Annotated in this window: 14 protein-coding genes and 1 pseudogene; 7 read left to right on the forward strand and 8 right to left on the reverse strand. The window is 54.3% G+C overall.

Going from position 1 to position 15,742, the window contains the following annotated elements:
* The first annotated feature begins 283 nt into the window (after positions 1–283).
* Positions 284–1,444, forward strand: a complete 1,161-nt coding sequence (locus D6C13_RS22920; protein ID WP_120134977.1) for a CdaR family transcriptional regulator — start codon at positions 284–286, stop codon at positions 1,442–1,444.
* Positions 1,445–1,549: 105 nt separating this feature from the next.
* Here the strand turns inward: D6C13_RS22920 and D6C13_RS22925 are convergent, their stop codons facing one another.
* The 4 genes from D6C13_RS22925 to D6C13_RS25960 form a co-directional block, all read right to left on the reverse strand.
* Complete coding sequence (locus tag D6C13_RS22925) at positions 1,550–2,230, reverse strand: DUF2931 family protein (protein WP_120134978.1); 681 nt, start codon at positions 2,228–2,230, stop codon at positions 1,550–1,552.
* Positions 2,227–2,571, reverse strand: a complete 345-nt coding sequence (locus D6C13_RS25950) for a hypothetical protein (protein WP_244212756.1) — start codon at positions 2,569–2,571, stop codon at positions 2,227–2,229. The genes D6C13_RS22925 and D6C13_RS25950 overlap by 4 nt, the downstream gene beginning before the upstream one ends.
* A 172-nt stretch (positions 2,572–2,743) precedes the next feature.
* A complete protein-coding gene (locus D6C13_RS25955; RefSeq protein WP_244212758.1) occupies positions 2,744–3,247 on the reverse strand; it encodes a hypothetical protein in 504 nt (167 codons plus the stop codon).
* Complete coding sequence (locus D6C13_RS25960) at positions 3,186–3,578, reverse strand: PAAR domain-containing protein (RefSeq protein WP_244212760.1); 393 nt, start codon at positions 3,576–3,578, stop codon at positions 3,186–3,188. Before D6C13_RS25960 ends, D6C13_RS25955 begins: the two co-directional genes overlap by 62 nt.
* A gap of 400 nt (positions 3,579–3,978) precedes the next feature.
* Between D6C13_RS25960 and D6C13_RS22935 the strand changes: the two are divergent.
* The 3 genes and pseudogenes from D6C13_RS22935 (at position 3,979) to gudD (ending at position 8,044) form a co-directional block, all read left to right on the forward strand.
* Positions 3,979–5,321: pseudogene (locus D6C13_RS22935) on the forward strand (MFS transporter).
* Between the two features lie 14 nt (positions 5,322–5,335).
* Positions 5,336–6,676 carry an enolase C-terminal domain-like protein gene (locus D6C13_RS22940; RefSeq protein ID WP_208642934.1) on the forward strand — a complete coding sequence of 447 codons (1,341 nt, stop codon included), beginning with the start codon at positions 5,336–5,338 and terminating at the stop codon, positions 6,674–6,676.
* A 30-nt stretch (positions 6,677–6,706) separates the two neighbouring features.
* Complete coding sequence (gene gudD / locus D6C13_RS22945; RefSeq protein ID WP_120134980.1) at positions 6,707–8,044, forward strand: glucarate dehydratase; 1,338 nt, start codon at positions 6,707–6,709, stop codon at positions 8,042–8,044.
* A 60-nt stretch (positions 8,045–8,104) separates the two neighbouring features.
* On the opposite strand, the gene D6C13_RS22950 is transcribed toward gudD, so the two are convergent.
* Positions 8,105–8,923 (reverse strand): shikimate 5-dehydrogenase, encoded by an 819-nt coding sequence (locus D6C13_RS22950; RefSeq protein ID WP_120134981.1) that lies wholly within the window; start codon positions 8,921–8,923, stop codon positions 8,105–8,107.
* Between the two features lie 113 nt (positions 8,924–9,036).
* A complete protein-coding gene (locus D6C13_RS22955; protein ID WP_120134982.1) occupies positions 9,037–9,837 on the reverse strand; it encodes an isocitrate lyase/PEP mutase family protein in 801 nt (266 codons plus the stop codon).
* A gap of 93 nt (positions 9,838–9,930) precedes the next feature.
* Here D6C13_RS22955 and D6C13_RS22960 point away from each other — a divergent pair, with 93 nt between their 5' ends.
* The 3 genes from D6C13_RS22960 (at position 9,931) to D6C13_RS22970 (ending at position 12,145) form a co-directional block, all read left to right on the forward strand.
* The gene (locus tag D6C13_RS22960) at positions 9,931–10,851 is read left to right on the forward strand and encodes a LysR family transcriptional regulator (RefSeq protein WP_120134983.1); all 921 of its coding nucleotides are present in this window, start codon (positions 9,931–9,933) and stop codon (positions 10,849–10,851) included.
* A gap of 52 nt (positions 10,852–10,903) precedes the next feature.
* On the forward strand, positions 10,904–11,557 hold the full coding sequence (gene alkB, locus D6C13_RS22965; RefSeq protein WP_120134984.1) for a DNA oxidative demethylase AlkB: 654 nt from the start codon (positions 10,904–10,906) through the stop codon (positions 11,555–11,557).
* 108 nt (positions 11,558–11,665) lie between these two features.
* Positions 11,666–12,145 carry a cold-shock protein gene (locus D6C13_RS22970; RefSeq protein ID WP_120134985.1) on the forward strand — a complete coding sequence of 160 codons (480 nt, stop codon included), beginning with the start codon at positions 11,666–11,668 and terminating at the stop codon, positions 12,143–12,145.
* Positions 12,146–12,202: 57 nt separating this feature from the next.
* Here the strand turns inward: D6C13_RS22970 and D6C13_RS22975 are convergent, their stop codons facing one another.
* Together D6C13_RS22975 and D6C13_RS22980 are read right to left on the reverse strand one after the other, a co-directional pair.
* On the reverse strand, positions 12,203–13,171 hold the full coding sequence (locus D6C13_RS22975; RefSeq protein WP_120134986.1) for a Csu type fimbrial protein: 969 nt from the start codon (positions 13,169–13,171) through the stop codon (positions 12,203–12,205).
* Complete coding sequence (locus D6C13_RS22980; RefSeq protein WP_120134987.1) at positions 13,168–15,738, reverse strand: fimbria/pilus outer membrane usher protein; 2,571 nt, start codon at positions 15,736–15,738, stop codon at positions 13,168–13,170. The genes D6C13_RS22975 and D6C13_RS22980 overlap by 4 nt, the downstream gene beginning before the upstream one ends.
* Positions 15,739–15,742: the final 4 nt, after the last annotated feature.

Raw genomic sequence — 15,742 nt, forward strand, 5'->3', positions numbered from 1 at the left:
AAGGGTCCATGTTGAGCATGAACCCTTTTTACACGAGCCACCGGATCGGTCAACTGATCCTTAAACGATCGGCATTACGCTCCGGCGTGCCTTTTTTATGCCCGTCTTATATGAAAGTGTTTTATGACAATTCCTGATGCCAGTTGGGCATTTGCTTAAAAATGTGACTTTACCCGCAACTTCAATAGGTGCTTCCGCTCTTTGGGCATTTGCATAATGTATGGCAGCAAACGGCTGGGTATGCTCTCTGAACAACAAAACAATAAGCCAAGGCAGGGGATCCATGTCGGCGTATCATCTCGATGCAAAGCTGGCGCAACAGATTGTTGCCCGCACCATGCAAATTATTGATAGTAATGTGAATGTCATGGATGGACGCGGAAGAATTATCGGCAGTGGTGACGATCAGCGTCTTGGCGAATTGCACGAAGGTGCTTTGCTGGCAATTTCACAGGAACGTATTGTCGATATCGACGAAGGCGTAGCAAGGCATCTGCACGGTGTGCGTCCGGGGATCAACCTGCCGCTGCGCATCGACGGGCTGATCGTCGGCGTAATCGGCCTGACCGGCAATCCGGCTCAGTTACGGCAATATGGCGAGCTGGTGTGTATGACCGCCGAAATGATGCTGGAACAGGCGCGTTTGCTGCATATGCTGGCACAGGACAGCCGTCTGCGTGAAGAACTGGTGCTCAATCTTATCCGCGTAGACGAACTTTCTCCGGCGCTGATGGAATGGGCGCAACGTCTGGGCATAGATCTGAACCGCCCTCGTGTGGCGGCCGTGGTCGAGGTCGACAGCGGCCAGCTCGGCGTTGATTCCGCGATGGCCGAACTGCAACAGCTGCAAACGTTGCTGACGACTCCGGAGCGCGACAATCTGATCGCCATTGTATCCCTTACCGAAATGGTGGTGCTAAAACCGGCGCTGAACAGCTACGACCGCTGGGATGCAGACGGCCACCGTCAGCGTATCGATCACCTGCTTTCCCGTATGACTGAAACAGGTCGTCTGCGTGTGCGCATTTCGCTGGGCAACTTTTTCACCGGCCCCGGCAGCATTGCCCGCTCGTACCGCACCGCGCGTACTACCATGACCGTCGGTAAACAGCGGATGCCGGAGCAGCGCTGTTACTTCTATCAGGATCTGATCCTGCCGGTACTGCTCGACAGTCTGCGCGGCGGCTGGCAGGCCGACGAACTGGTGCGACCGCTGGCGCGTTTAAAAGCCACCGACAACAACGGTTTACTCCGGCGTACCCTGGCGTCGTGGTTCCATAATAACGTCCAGCCGACAGCCACGTCGAAAGCGTTATATATTCACCGTAATACACTGGAATATCGTCTGAACAGAATTTCCGAATTAACCGGATTAGATCTGGGTAATTTCGACGATCGCCTGCTGCTGTATGTGGCCCTGCAATTAGATAATGATCATGGATAAGTGATGAATAAACATCTTGAACTGCCGGAGAATATTCACCATTCACCATTCACCATTCACCATTCACCATTCACCATTCACCATTCACCATTCACCATTCACCATTCACCATTCGCCGTAGGGGTAGGTTTTTCCTTTGATAAATTCCTGTGTCGTTTGGGTATATCCATATCCTTTGGTATGCCGAGTAATCCCTTTACAAACAGTCAGTTTATCCCCCGATACGGTGGTAAGGTCTGTAACAGGTACCGGATAATTAGGATGATTACCCACGTCCTGCAGCCAGACTCTGACTTTCCCTTCCGGAGCCAGGCCAAATAGCATAGTTTTATACCAGACGGTGCTGCCAGAAAGTGCCTTATAGCTGGCAGGTGTTTTCATTTTCTGCCAGACCTCTTGCGGAAAAAACAGACTGGTTTCGTAAGTCTTCATATCAATAATGGAGTCCCAGCAGAAAATCATATACTGCGGGGGATGGCTGGCTTTATTGAAATGGATCGAGCTTCTTCTAACTTTATCGCTCCACCTCTCGACGCTGGAAGGATTATCCTGGGTTCCATCCAGCGTATTAAACGTGTCGAGGTAACCGGCGGTATCGACAATGCGTACGTGTGTCACGATCGCGGGGAGTGCCTTGGGGGTGAAGAAGGCAAACTCCCATTTACCGTAGGGCAGAGTCCAGTCTCCCCCGGCGACGGGTGCTGATCGTCCGTGATGTGATGGCGCCGGCTGACAGGCAGCCAGGCTTAATATCAACATCAGACCCTGAGCGTGTTTAATCATCATAGTTTTTTACCGTCCATGTTGTATTCAGAGCGTCGCCAGTTCTCATCAGGGCGCCCGGTGAAACTAATCATTTCAGCGGGGGATGTGCCACCTTTAATACTTCCACGAGTATCTGTGACTACTGCGTTCCAGTTTGCCGAACAATGAATGTAATCTCTGGCTATCTGGTCTATCTCATCTGTGGTGAAGCCTTGGGTGGTTGGGGCTGCACGCGTTGCTTTACCCAGTGCAATAGCTTTAGTACAAAAGGAGGACAGTTCCTGAGGGAGTTTCATGTCCGGATTTAATGGGTCTATAAGATTAAAAACAGCCCCCGCCTCCTGTGCCGCATCAAGCATCACTCGCAGTACTACCTTGGACCAGTCATTTTTACTATCCGGTCTTTCAGCAGCAGCGCCGCAAAGCTTCGCTTTTGAAAGCTGCCATAGCGATCCTGTGGCATCCGGTCGTCATACCATGTTTCAGGCACGATATTGTTTGTGCGCATCACCGGCGCGATGGTGGGGGCCAGACTTAACATCTCCCGTTCAGCAAGTGTCTGCCGGTATCAGAAATACCCAACCCCAAACCAACAGGACTATCGGGGCTGCCTGCTCTTGTGCCAATTCCCTCTACATATATTGCCTGCTGAGCGGCCCCAGACTCCACCGGGAGATCGACCTTATACAACGTATACAGCCAATGCACATTGGTGTAATACCCGGTATAGCTGCTGGCTTCAAACCCCGATAACCCCATTTGTTTTTGCCCGCATTGAACCGGCACCGACTGTGCGTCCGCATCGCTCAGATTGAAATGCTCACTGGAGCAGGCTTTAAGCATATTTTCGGTATTGACCGCGTTATTTCCGGTGCCATCGAAAAATACACCCAATGTGATCGTGATTTCACGTTTTGGCTCTTCTTCAGATGGGGTGGACTGCTCAGGAGATAAGTCAGGCGCTATAAGCGGAGCCTTATCCGGGAGTTTGGAATGGCGTAGCTGATTGGGCATGCTGCTCAGGTTGTCCATCATCATTAAGGATGTCGGGCTGCAGGCCATCAAGACCGGGGACGTCAGGAATGATGGCGGTTCTTTTTTGATACCCGTTTTCAATGGTGTGAATAAAGGTTGCCCGGCAAGGGCAGGAACTGACGCTGTGTAACGTCCCCGCCAGCAGCAAACCTTCATTACGTCTTTTGGGCAAACCTCCGACGATTGCAAATATACCCGGGAATTTACCGCAGGTGACCTTATCTCCCACCCGTGCGCAGGGAACACCATGAAAGCGTAATGTTGAGCTGCCGCTGAGGATATCTCCGCAGCAGGTCGTCTTATCACCTATTCTGAGAAAAAATCCCTTTGCCATATTATGATGTCCTTTAACTTTACTTTAGAAAATAAAATGACAGGCACCACTTTACGCCGGTAAATTTAAGATATGAAATATGATATTAAAGGTTTTTTAAAGTTAATTATTCTCTCTCTGAATGTATTTATAAGTCTTGCCGCGAGTCCTTTCCTTTAATTCATGATTGCGTGATGCTCATCACAGCTGTTTCATTTTTCGTGAACTGACTCGCATGACGCTGGGCATTCGCCTTAAGATAAATGCAAAGCCGCGCTGATGCTTGGTGCTTTGCCTAATGAGTTGCTCAAGTGTTGTTCTTATACTGGCTGCGCTCCTTCCTCTCTGAACCCTACAGTTCTGTGAATGGATTGACTTTTATCTCTGTTTAGAGGCGTTGTCATTAATTTTGGAGAACACCATGGAAACTACCGCTTCAGCAGCCAGTGCCATAAAAAAAGAACTAACGCGCGCTACTGGATAGTGGTGATGTTATTTATTGTCACCTCATTTAATTATGGCGATCGTGCCACACTCTCTATTGCCGGTTCGGCAATGGCGAAAGATATCGGGCTGGATTCTGTCGGGATGGGATATATTTTTTCGGCATTTTCATGGGCCTATGTCATCGGACAAATACCCGGCGGCTGGTTGCTGGATAAATTCGGGTCTAAAAAAGTTTATTTCTACAGTATTTTCATCTGGTCTTTATTTACCTTGCTGCAAGGCTTTGTCGATGTGTTCAGCGGCTTTGGCATTGTGGTCTCGCTGTTCGCGTTACGCTTTCTGGTCTGGTTGGCTGAAGCACCCTCTTTTCCGGGCAACAGCCGTATCGTCGCTGCGTGGTTCCCGGCGCAGGAACGCGGTACCGCCGTGTCGATTTTTAACTCCGCCCAGTATTTTGCGACCGTGATTTTCGCCCCGATCATGGGCTGGCTGACACATGAAGTCGGCTGGTCGCATGTGTTCTTCTTCATGGGCGGACTCGGGATCGTGCTGAGTTTCATCTGGCTGAAAGTGATCCACGATCCCAAAGATCATCCGGGTGTGAATCAGGCCGAACTTGATTACATGGAAGCCGGTGGCGCGCTGATCAATATGGATCAGAAAACCACCAAAAAAGCGGCAGTCAAAGGTGAAAGGCTTTTCCAGATTAAACAGTTAATGAAATCGCGCATGATGATTGGCATCTACATCGGCCAGTACTGCATCAATGCGCTGACCTACTTTTTCATCACCTGGTTCCCGGTATATCTGGTGCAGGCGCGCGGCATGTCAATCCTGAAAGCCGGGATGGTGGCCTCCGTGCCTGCGATTTGCGGATTCCTCGGTGGCGTACTGGGCGGGATTATTTCCGACTGGCTGCTGCGCAGAACCGGCAACCTTACGCTGTCGCGTAAAGTGCCGATTGTGGTCGGCATGTTGTTGTCGATATCGATGATCTTCTGCAACTACGTTGATACCGAATGGATGGTGGTGGGCATTATGGCGTTTGCCTTCTTTGGCAAAGGGCTGGGGGCGCTGGGCTGGGCAGTCATGGCCGATACCGCACCGAAAGAGATCAGCGGGCTGAGCGGCGGGCTGTTCAACATGTTCGGTAACGTCTCCGGCATCATCACGCCAATTGCTATCGGCTACATTATCGGCAGCACAGGATCATTCAACGGCGCGCTGATTTATGTCGGAGTCCACGCGTTATTGGCGGTCGTCAGCTACGTGTTTATCGTCGGTAAAATCGAACGTATCCAGTTACGCGCCTTCTGAGCCCAAGGAGAATCATGATGAATACGCAATCCTCACCGGTGATCACTGACATGCAGGTCATTCCGGTGGCGGGGCATGACAGCATGCTGATGAACATCGGCGGCGCGCATGGCGCTTATTTTACCCGCAATATCGTTATTCTGACCGACAGCGCCGGGAACACCGGCGTGGGTGAAGCACCGGGCGGAGAGGTGATTTACAACACGCTGGTGGAAGCTATTCCCCGGGTAAAAGGCCAGGAAGTGGCGCGCATGAACCGGCTGGTGCACCAGATCCATGTCGGTAATCAGTCTTCGGATTTTGACTCCTTTGGCAAAGGCGCGTGGACGTTTGAACTGCGCGTCAACGCCGTCGCGGCACTGGAAGCGGCGCTGTTAGATCTGATGGGAAAATTCCTCGGCGTTCCGGTGTGCGAACTCCTCGGGCCGGGTAAACAGCGTGATGAAGTGACGGTGCTGGGATATCTGTTCTACGTCGGCGACCGGCAGAAAACCGATTTGCCGTATCAGGAAGGTGCGCGCGGCGTTCACGACTGGTATCACCTGCGTCATCAGGAAGCGATGAACAGTGAGGCGGTGGTGCGACTGGCGGAAGCCGCGCAGGACCGCTACGGTTTTAAAGATTTCAAACTCAAAGGCGGCGTGCTGCCGGGCGAGCAGGAAATCGACGCGGTAAAAGCGCTGGCAAAACGTTTCCCGGATGCGCGCATTACCGTCGATCCGAATGGCGCGTGGCTGCTCGATGAAGCAGTCGACCTGTGCAAAGACCTGCACGGGATCCTCAGTTATGCCGAAGATCCGTGTGGTGCAGAGCAGGGGTTTTCAGGCCGCGAAGTGATGGCGGAATTCCGCCGTGCGACCGGTCTGCCGGTGGCGACCAACATGATCGCCACCAACTGGCGTGAGATGCAGCATGCGGTGATGTTGCAGTCGGTGGATATTCCGCTGGCCGATCCGCATTTCTGGACCATGCACGGCGCGGTGCGCGTGGCGCAACTTTGTGATGAATGGGGCCTGATGTGGGGTTGCCATTCCAATAACCATTTCGATATTTCGCTGGCGATGTTTACCCACGTTGGCGCGGCGGTGCCGGGTAAACCGACGGCCATTGATACGCACTGGATCTGGCAGGAAGGCAATCAGCGTCTGACTAAAGAACCGCTGCAAATTGTGAACGGAAAAATAAAAGTACCTGAAAAACCGGGGCTGGGTGTGGAGATCGATATGGATCAGATCCGCCGCGCGCATGAACTGCACAAGAAACTGCCGTCCGGTGCGCGCAATGATGCCATCGCCATGCAGTACCTGATCCCCGGCTGGACATTCGATCGTAAGCGCCCGGCCATGGGCCGCTGATTACGGAATCTGAATCAATAAGGAGTGAGTATGAGTGCTTCATCTACACCAAAAATTGTTTCCATGCAGGTTGTCCCGGTTGCCGGACACGACAGCATGTTGCTCAATCTCAGCGGTGCACACGCGCCGTTTTTCACCCGTAATATTCTGATCCTCAAAGACAGCAGCGGTAATACCGGCGTCGGCGAAGTGCCGGGCGGCGAGAAGATCCGCCAGACGCTGGAGGATTCTGCGCTGCTGGTGATTGGCAAAACGCTGGGTGAATACAAAAACGTGATGACTGCTGTGCGCGAAAAGTTCGCCGACCGCGATGCTTCAGGACGCGGATTACAGACTTTCGATTTACGCACCACCATCCACGTTGTCACCGCCATTGAAGCGGCGATGCTGGATTTGCTCGGTAAGCATCTGGGCGTGACCGTGGCATCCCTTCTGGGTGATGGCCAGCAGCGCGATGAAGTCGAAATGCTCGGCTATCTGTTCTATGTCGGTGACCGCAACAAGACTTCGCTGGGCTATCAGAGCCAGCCGGGCGACAGCTGTGACTGGTACCGGCTGCGCCACGAAGAAGCGCTGACACCGGCGGCGGTGGTGCGTCTGGCGGAAGCGGCTTATGAGAAATACGGCTTCAATGATTTCAAACTCAAAGGCGGCGTGCTGGCGGGCAGTGAAGAAGCTGAAGCCGTGACCGCGCTGGCGCAGCGATTCCCGCAGGCGCGCATCACTCTCGATCCGAACGGTGCCTGGTCGCTGAATGAAGCGATCGCGCTGGGTAAACAACTGCGCGGCGTGCTGGCCTATGCGGAAGACCCGTGTGGCGCGGAGCAGGGTTTCTCCGGCCGTGAGGTGATGGCGGAGTTCCGTCAGGCGACCGGTTTGCCGACGGCGACGAATATGATTGCCACCGACTGGCGTCAGATGGGGCATACCATCCAGCTGAAATCCGTGGATATCCCGCTGGCGGATCCGCATTTCTGGACCATGCAGGGTTCAGTACGCGTGGCGCAGATGTGCCACGAATGGGGCCTGACCTGGGGCTCGCACTCAAATAACCACTTCGATATTTCGCTGGCGATGTTTACTCAGGTGGCCGCTGCGGCACCGGGCAAAATCACCGCTATCGACACGCACTGGATCTGGCAGGAAGGCAATCAGCGCCTGACCAAAGAACCGTTGCAGATCAAAGGCGGCAAAGTGCGCGTGCCGGAACAGCCGGGTCTGGGCGTAGAGCTGGATATGGATCAGGTGATGAAAGCCCATGAACTGTATAAAGGTATGGGACTCGGCGCACGCGACGACGCGCAGGGGATGCAGTTCCTTGTGCCGGACTGGAAGTTTGATCCGAAAAGGCCGTGCCTGGTGCGGTGATCCACCGGCGTAAATCAAAAAGCCTCTCTTGTGAGAGGCTTTTACTTTCTGGCAGGGTACTTAACCCCGTGCGTGCTCCGCAGCCTTCCCGATCAGTTCGTCTGACGGACGTTTGCCTGTGTACAGCACAAACTGCTCGACGGCCTGTAATGCCGCGACTTCTTCGCCGGTGATGATTTTTTTGCCCTGTTCGCGGCCATAGCGGATAAGCGGTGTTCCGCCCGGCGCAACCACCACGTCAAACACGGTGCTGGCGCGGTCAATCACCTGCTTTTCAAACGCCAGAGAATCGGCTTCCTGGGCACCGGGCATACCGATTGGCGTGACGTTCACCACCATATCTACCGGTAAATCACCCACTTCGGCTTTCCATTCATAGCCATATTCTTCTGCCAGCGCACGGCCATTGGCTTCATTGCGGGCAATGATGAAACCCTTTTTGAATCCGGCGTCACGAATGGCGGCGACCACGGCTTTACCCATACCGCCGCTGCCGCGCAGGGCGAAGACGGCGTCACGTGGTACCTGATGGCTGTCGAGCAATTTAGCGACGGCAATATAGTCGGTGTTATACGCACGCAGGAAACCGTCGTCGTTGACGATGGTGTTCACGGACTGAATGGCGGTAGCGGAAGGATCCAGTTCATCGAGGAAAGGAATGCAGGCTTCCTTGAACGGCATCGACACCGCGCAGCCACGGATGCCCAGCGCGCGCACGCCTTTCACCGCGGCTTCGATATCTTTGGTAGAGAAAGCTTTGTAGACAAAATTCAGGTCTAACGCCTGATAGAGGTAATTATGAAAACGCGTGCCGAAATTTCCCGGACGACCGGAAAGGGACATACACAATTGCGTATCTTTATTAATTTCCCGACTCATTTCGTTCTCCTGATAGGGGCATTTAGTCTCAATGAACCTTAGCTGAAACGATACAACCCTACAATCTTCCCGTACCGCCCGTGGTCTCATTTCTGTGGATTCGGGGCGGTGAATTAAAACAGCGCGTTGATGGCAGAGTAGGGCGCAGCGTCGGCGATCATGGCTTGCGCGTTATCTTCCTGCAGGAACCCGCTGACTAAGCGTGCATTCTGCGCCCATAAACTTTGCGGTAGCCAGGAACCGGCACTGAGGCGGCGTACACCCAGGTCTGCGAGTTCGCTGAGCGGTGGCAATCCCGGCCAGACCGCTACGTTGAGCAGCAAATCCGTGCCGTCAGCAATGGCGCGCATTTCTGCGGCATCCGCCAGCCCGAGAACAAAAATGCCGTCGGCACCGGCCTTGCGGTAAGCCTGCGCCCGCGTGATGACTTCAGACGGTTTTCCGGCAGCAGGAACCAAATTACGCGCGTAAACATCGGTGCGCACGTTGATATAAAGATCCACTCCAAGTCGGACGCTGGCGGCTCTTATGGCTTCAATTTTGCGACACAACACATGCGGTAAGCCTGCGCCGTCCTCAATGTTGATACCCACTACGCCCGCATCTATAAACCGTGAGACGGATAACGCCACCGTGGCCGGAACCTCGCTGTAACCGCCTTCGATATCGGCAGAAAGCGGTACTGAAATTATCCGAAAAATCGAGGCTGCGCGGGCAACATATTCCTCTACCGGCAGTTGATTACCGTCGCGATAGCCCAGAGACCAGGCGACGCCCGCGCTGGTGGTCGCAATCGCAGTTGCCCCCAGACGTTCAATCTGGCGCGCGCTGCCTGCGTCCCAGGCGTTGGGTAATTTCAGCGGGCTATCTTGCAGATGCAGTTCGCGAAACAGGCTGGCAGATGGCGTTTTCATAGAATGGCTCCTCAGGAAAAGAATCATTCTAATCATGCTGAATTTTCCTGATAATAGCCGGAAATAACATTCATTCATTCTCTGAGAGCAATAATGAAAGCGCCGTCCCTGCATCTGGTACAAACCTTTGTCGCGGTGGTTGAGCATCATAGTTTTGCCCGTGCCGCCAGCGCGCTGGGCATCACACCTTCTTCCGTCAGTCGCTTTATCAAAACGCTGGAACAGGCGCTGGGCACCACGCTGCTTAACCGGACTACGCGGGCGATGTCGCTGACAGAAACCGGCAAGCGCTATTATGTCGAATGCCATCAGGCGCTGTTGCAGCTCAACCAAGCTGCCGTCAGGGTACGTGATGAGCAGACGCTTCCCTCCGGGCCGCTGGTCGTGAGCGCGCCGGTGGCGTTTGGCCATACTCATATCGTGCCGCATCTTCGCGGGTTTCTGGCGGTCTGTCCGCAGGTGCAGCTGGATCTGCGTCTGACGGATGACTACGCAGATCTGGTTACTGAGGGCATCATGCTGGCGTTTCGGATTGGCCGCATGAAGGATTCTTCTCTGATTGCCCATAAGATGCTGGATAACCGGCGGATCCTGGTGGCAGCCCCGTCTTATCTGGAAGAACACGGCACGCCTTCGGCACCGGAAGATCTTCATCAGCACGATTGCATTGTCTCTTCTGCCAGCCATGACGGCGTACTGTGGCGGCTGTTTTTTAAGGTAGAAGAGCTGAAGGTAGAAGAGCCGAACGCTGAAGAACGTACGCTGGCACCAAAAGGATCGGTCAAAGTCGATAACGCCGATGCCGCACGACGATTGTGTATCGACGGCCAGGGCATCGCTTTTCACTCTGCAGTCACTATGGCGGCGGCGATTACCGCCGGGGATCTGGTGCAGATCCTGCCACAATGGACGGGGCGGGAGACCGGCGTGTATTGCGTGCGTCCGAACCGGCACATGGGCCCGGCGGCGAAGGCGTTCCTCGACTTTCTGGCCGCGCGCTGGCAGTGCAAATGACGTTCAGGCGACATCCGTTATACTTAGTGGATACGCATAAGCGGAGGCGGTTATGAATTTAGATCTTTTCGATCATCCGGATTTTCACCCGAACTGGCGTGAAGATCTCTGTCCCGGTGCGGTGGTTTTGCGCGGTGCCGCGCTGGAAGAGGATGCGGCACTGCTGGCGGAGATTGACCGTATCGCCGGACTGGTCCCTTTTCAGTACCGGGCCACACCCGGCGGTTACGCGATGTCGGTGGCGATGACTAACTGCGGGGATGTCGGCTGGGTGACAGATAAAGCCGGTTACCGTTATCAGGCGACGTCGCCGGAAAGCCAGCAGCAATGGCCGCCGATGCCGGAACTGTTTCGACAGATTGCGGTGAGAGCGGCAGAACAGGCGGGATTCCCCGGATTCGAGCCGGATGCGTGTCTTATCAACCGTTATCAGCCCGGTGCTAAAATGAGCCTGCATCAGGACAAAGACGAGCATGATTTCGGCCAGCCGATCGTTTCTGTCTCGCTGGGCTTACCGGCTGTTTTTCAGTTTGGCGGTATGGAGCGCAGCGATAAAACGCAGCGCGTGCCGCTGACACATGGCGATATTGTGGTGTGGGGCGGCCCGTCGCGGCTGCGGTATCACGGCGTATTGCCGCTGAAAGCGGGCGAACATCCGCTAACCGGATCCTACAGATTTAATCTGACGTTCCGAAAAGCGATATAAACTGAGGGCATCAGGCAGTAAAGCACAGGACTTTATCCTCATTCTGCTTTACACTGCCGCCCTGCAAAAACTGACATGTTGAATAGATAATTACTTAGGCGGTAAGCGATGAACGGCGTAATCACAACCTGGTTTGAAGATAAAGGTTTCGGTTTTATCAAAGATGAAAACGGCGATAACCGTTATTTCCACGTGATTAAAGTTGCAAACCCTGAGCTGATTAAGAAAGACGCGGCAGTCACTTTTGAGCCGACCACCAATAACAAAGGCCTTTCCGCCTTTGCGGTGAAAGTCGAGCCAGAGAGTAAATACATCTTTATTGCTGGTGAGCGTATCAAAATCACCAGCATCAAATCTTTCCTGGCCTTTAACGAAGAAGTGCCGGGTGAAGCGAAGATCGACAAAGAAAACGCCGTGCTGTCCGTGGGCCTGCTGATGAACCGCATCCGCCCGCAGGAAGAAGAGAAAAAAGCGGAAACCCGCACCATGAAAAAGCTGCTGATCACTACCTTCCAGAACAGCACGTATGTGTTCACCGAAGATGAAATTGATGTCGATGCGACCATCAAGACGCTGAAAGCGCTGTAAGATTTTCTGCTCCTAAACCGGTGCGCATTCGCTGCACCGGTTCTGTTTTTCCCATCATTAATAGGTCACTGTGACGGTCACTGTATCGCTGTAATTCCCGGCGGGCTGATTGCTTTGCGACAAATTCACCGAAGCGGTATACGGAAATGATTGTGATGTACCGGTGCCGGTCGCGCTGCTGTTGGTTGCCGCCGTCCACACCGTGCTGTCGCCTTTAAATATCTGATATTGCAGGTAACTGGTGGTGTTGCCCACGGTAGAAGCCATCTGCCGGTACACGCCGGAAGCCAGTACGCTGCTGGAAAGATTCACGGAATAGCTGGCATTGAGCGTACAACGTACGCTGATGGTATTGGCGACAACGGTCGTCAGGCCGGAAGGCAGGGCGGCGCTGCCAAAACCGACATTTGGCGCGCTGTCGATGTAGCAAAAGTTGGTGACGTTGAGCGTCAGGTTGACGGTGCCACTGACGTTGCCGGTATCGGCAATACACAGCAATGTCCCGATGGCCACCGAGCAGATGTTCCACGTCCAGGCAATAGGCACGGTGTCGGTGTAGGTGCCGGCCGCCAGATTGGACAACGTTTTAGGCATCACATACAGCGGCAATGTGCCGTTCGGCCCGGAAAACAGCCCCAGTAACCCCAGTGCGGTGGTACTGCTCCAGCTAATCACATCGCCCTGGTTATACACCGTGGCGCAGCCGCTGTCTTTGCACAGGTTGTAAGGCAGAAACTGGGTGGTCGCCGCGCTGTAAAGGCGGGGCTGCGTGCTGCTCGGATGCAGTGTGGCGCCAATGGTGGCGGTAATGGTGTTGGTACCGCCGATACTCAGCAACGGTCCTGTGCAGGTTAATCCGCTGCCGCCCGCAGTCACCAGCGGTGATGTGCTGACCGCAAACGAGTTCTGGGTGCCCAGCGTAATGGTAGAGGCCGCCGTGGTACAACCGGCAAAAGCCTGCGATGACGCGCCCAGAAACAGCATCAGCACTAACACGCGACCGATCCATCGCCTGAATATTCTCATGATTGATCTCCTGGCTTTGCGTTCGCCGGGCTGCCCGCTGTTGTGCCCGTGGTGTTACCAGGGCATGCCAGCGGCCCGACCTGCTCAATGCTGTGCAGATCAGGGTTGAGCGTGAAACTGACCCGGCATACCGAATGGTCTTCCTGCTGGATATTCAGCACGTTGTTTTCCTTTAAATGCGAGAAGTACACCAGCCCGTCGTAACCGGTCACAGTGGTTTGCTGCGTATTCTGTTCTGTGACCAGCGTGCCCGGTTTCAGCGGTTGTCCGGCGGCGTTATGCAGCGTGATATTGGCCGAAAGCACTTTCTCCACGTTGAATTTCACCACTACGCCGCTGCCTTGTTTCACCGCTATTCGGTCATTGACGTTATTAGCGACCACATCGGCGGGCAGCGGCAGGGTGTCGATTTCTACTTTGGCCGGATAATACGAGCTGACGGTCGGGATCAGCAGATGACCGTTCTTATCGGTTTTGCCCATTTTCTGATTCTCGAAAAGTACCGGAACGTCGGCGTAATGGTCGGTATCGACCACGATAAAGGCGTCATTAATCTTGTCAGAAAGGAACCAGTCATTGGCCATAAACACAACTGAACCGCTGAGATCAGCCCAGTTGGTGTAATCCCCCTGATTGCCGTAGAACCCGCCCTGAAGGGTGGCGTAGCGGGATTTCCAGGTGGCATCGGCCTGCTGATAGGGGTCGTTGCCGCCGCTGTAGGCCAGATCCCAGCCGAGGCCGCCGTCGGTGGGCGTGGCTTTGCTGGCGCCGATTTGCTCCTGATAATTGCCCGCGCTGTCACGCTGTACGCCTGCGTTCATGTTGATATTGGTGCCAATCGGAATGATGAATTGCAGCTGCGCGCTGTAGCCGTTATCGCCCAGCGTTTTATTGAGCGATAAAAACATGCTGCTTTGCCCCCACAGCGAGCGGCTGTAGGAAAAATTCACCAGCCGCGTATGTGAATTGTCATAGGCTTCGACGTCGTAATACCCGATGCCCATCGTGCCGTTCGAAGACCCGAACGGTGAGGTGCTGAACGTCACCTGATCGGCCTGACGGCTGAGCCGCGTGTCGCTGGTGTATGACGTCAGATCCTGATATCCCACCGTGCGTTTTGAGCGCAGCGCCGAAAGGCTGAAAATCGTCGAATAGTAGGAATACCCCAGCGTGTACTGACTGCCATCCTTTTTATCAGTGATATTCTCACCCAGCGGATTGTCGATTTCGCCGCTGGAATTCGGGATGCCCGGCGTCAGCCCGTTATTGTAATTATCCTGCGTAATTATCTGGTTATCGCTGCTTACCGGCGGGTGATCGGCCTTACTCTGGCTGCCGGACACGCTCAGCGTCCCCCATGTTCCCACCGCGACATCCGCCCCTAAACCTCCCAGCGCCAGACCTTGCACAATTTCGGTATGTCCGGACAGCGTCAGATAATCGCTCAGCCCGTAACGGTAAATCCCGCTGAATGCGGCATCTGAATAGTCGCCGTTGGTGACGCCATAATTGTTGCGCACCGCCCCCAGCGAGAAATCGAAATCGCTGAGATTTTTGCGCAGTAAAGTGTTGGAAACGTAGAACGGCACCCTGGTTGAAATCTGACGTCCGACCGCATCGGTGGTGACAATCGTCGCTTCACCGGCACCATTGATATACGGCACGTTGGTCAGCGTAAACGGCCCGGAATTCAGATTGTTACTGCTGGCTTTGTAGCCGTTGAGGAACAGGTCAACGGTGCTCGGTACCGCCGCTGTGCCGCTGTATTGCAACAGCGGGTAGGTCACCAGATCCGGGCGGACGGCAAAGTTGCGGCTGATACGCAAGCCACCCATGCGCGCTGAATTACTCCAGGTCAGGGAATCGCTGACGAAATCCCCGACCTGATAGCTGATCAGGTTCCTCTCGTCCGTGAATCGCCAGAACGTGTCGTAGCGCAGATAGCCGTCCTGCGCGGTGCTGCCGCCATTTTCGTTATTGCCCGAACTATCGACGTTATAGCGGTAAGTCCCGGTATTGGTGAAAAGCCCGAGGCTGCTGAATAAACGTTGTTCCATCCAGGTGGCGATGGATTTCGAACCGCCGGGTGGATCGGTGTAGTACGAATCGTAGTTAAACAGCAGACCGGTGCTGCTTTGCGACGGCGTGTAGTTCATCAGCGGATCGCCGCTGACCTTCTGGTTCGGCAGCCAGGCGTCCGGCACCGTTAAAATAAGCTGCTGCGTGCCTGAATCGTATTTCGCTTTCACGTCCGGCAGTTCGCCGACATTGATCAGCCCCTGCTGGCCGTTAATGTGGATGTGATTTTTTGCCAGTACACCGGCTTCGACGAAATACGCGTTATTACGATACGTCACCGGCACCACCTGATTATCCGTCTGGCCGTTGACCACAATCGACAGATAAAACATGGCATCGGTCACCACCGGTGCCGCTCTCGGGGCTTCAGGCAGTGAAGAGTATTCCTGTGCCTGCGCGCCAAAGGCACTGAGGTATAACAGGCACAGGCTTCCCCGGAAAATCAGCAGAGGCTGATAACCTGCTCCGGGAAGACGTCTTTTTGGCATCCGT

Source organism: Rahnella woolbedingensis (assembly GCF_003602095.1).
GTDB lineage: Bacteria > Pseudomonadota > Gammaproteobacteria > Enterobacterales > Enterobacteriaceae > Rahnella > Rahnella woolbedingensis.

What these genes read in the sequence shown, in the direction of transcription:
- D6C13_RS22920 (WP_120134977.1), top strand. Translation starts at nt 284, where the DNA reads ATGTCGGCGTATCATCTCGATGCAAAGCTGGCGCAACAGATTGTTGCC.
- D6C13_RS22925 (WP_120134978.1), bottom strand. Translation starts at nt 2,230, where the DNA reads ATGATGATTAAACACGCTCAGGGTCTGATGTTGATATTAAGCCTGGCT.
- D6C13_RS25955 (WP_244212758.1), bottom strand. Translation starts at nt 3,247, where the DNA reads ATGATGATGGACAACCTGAGCAGCATGCCCAATCAGCTACGCCATTCC.
- D6C13_RS25960 (WP_244212760.1), bottom strand. Translation starts at nt 3,578, where the DNA reads ATGGCAAAGGGATTTTTTCTCAGAATAGGTGATAAGACGACCTGCTGC.
- D6C13_RS22940 (WP_208642934.1), top strand. Translation starts at nt 5,336, where the DNA reads ATGATGAATACGCAATCCTCACCGGTGATCACTGACATGCAGGTCATT.
- gudD (WP_120134980.1), top strand. Translation starts at nt 6,707, where the DNA reads ATGAGTGCTTCATCTACACCAAAAATTGTTTCCATGCAGGTTGTCCCG.
- D6C13_RS22950 (WP_120134981.1), bottom strand. Translation starts at nt 8,923, where the DNA reads ATGAGTCGGGAAATTAATAAAGATACGCAATTGTGTATGTCCCTTTCC.
- D6C13_RS22955 (WP_120134982.1), bottom strand. Translation starts at nt 9,837, where the DNA reads ATGAAAACGCCATCTGCCAGCCTGTTTCGCGAACTGCATCTGCAAGAT.
- D6C13_RS22960 (WP_120134983.1), top strand. Translation starts at nt 9,931, where the DNA reads ATGAAAGCGCCGTCCCTGCATCTGGTACAAACCTTTGTCGCGGTGGTT.
- alkB (WP_120134984.1), top strand. Translation starts at nt 10,904, where the DNA reads ATGAATTTAGATCTTTTCGATCATCCGGATTTTCACCCGAACTGGCGT.
- D6C13_RS22970 (WP_120134985.1), top strand. Translation starts at nt 11,666, where the DNA reads ATGAACGGCGTAATCACAACCTGGTTTGAAGATAAAGGTTTCGGTTTT.
- D6C13_RS22975 (WP_120134986.1), bottom strand. Translation starts at nt 13,171, where the DNA reads ATGAGAATATTCAGGCGATGGATCGGTCGCGTGTTAGTGCTGATGCTG.
- D6C13_RS22980 (WP_120134987.1), bottom strand. Translation starts at nt 15,738, where the DNA reads ATGCCAAAAAGACGTCTTCCCGGAGCAGGTTATCAGCCTCTGCTGATT.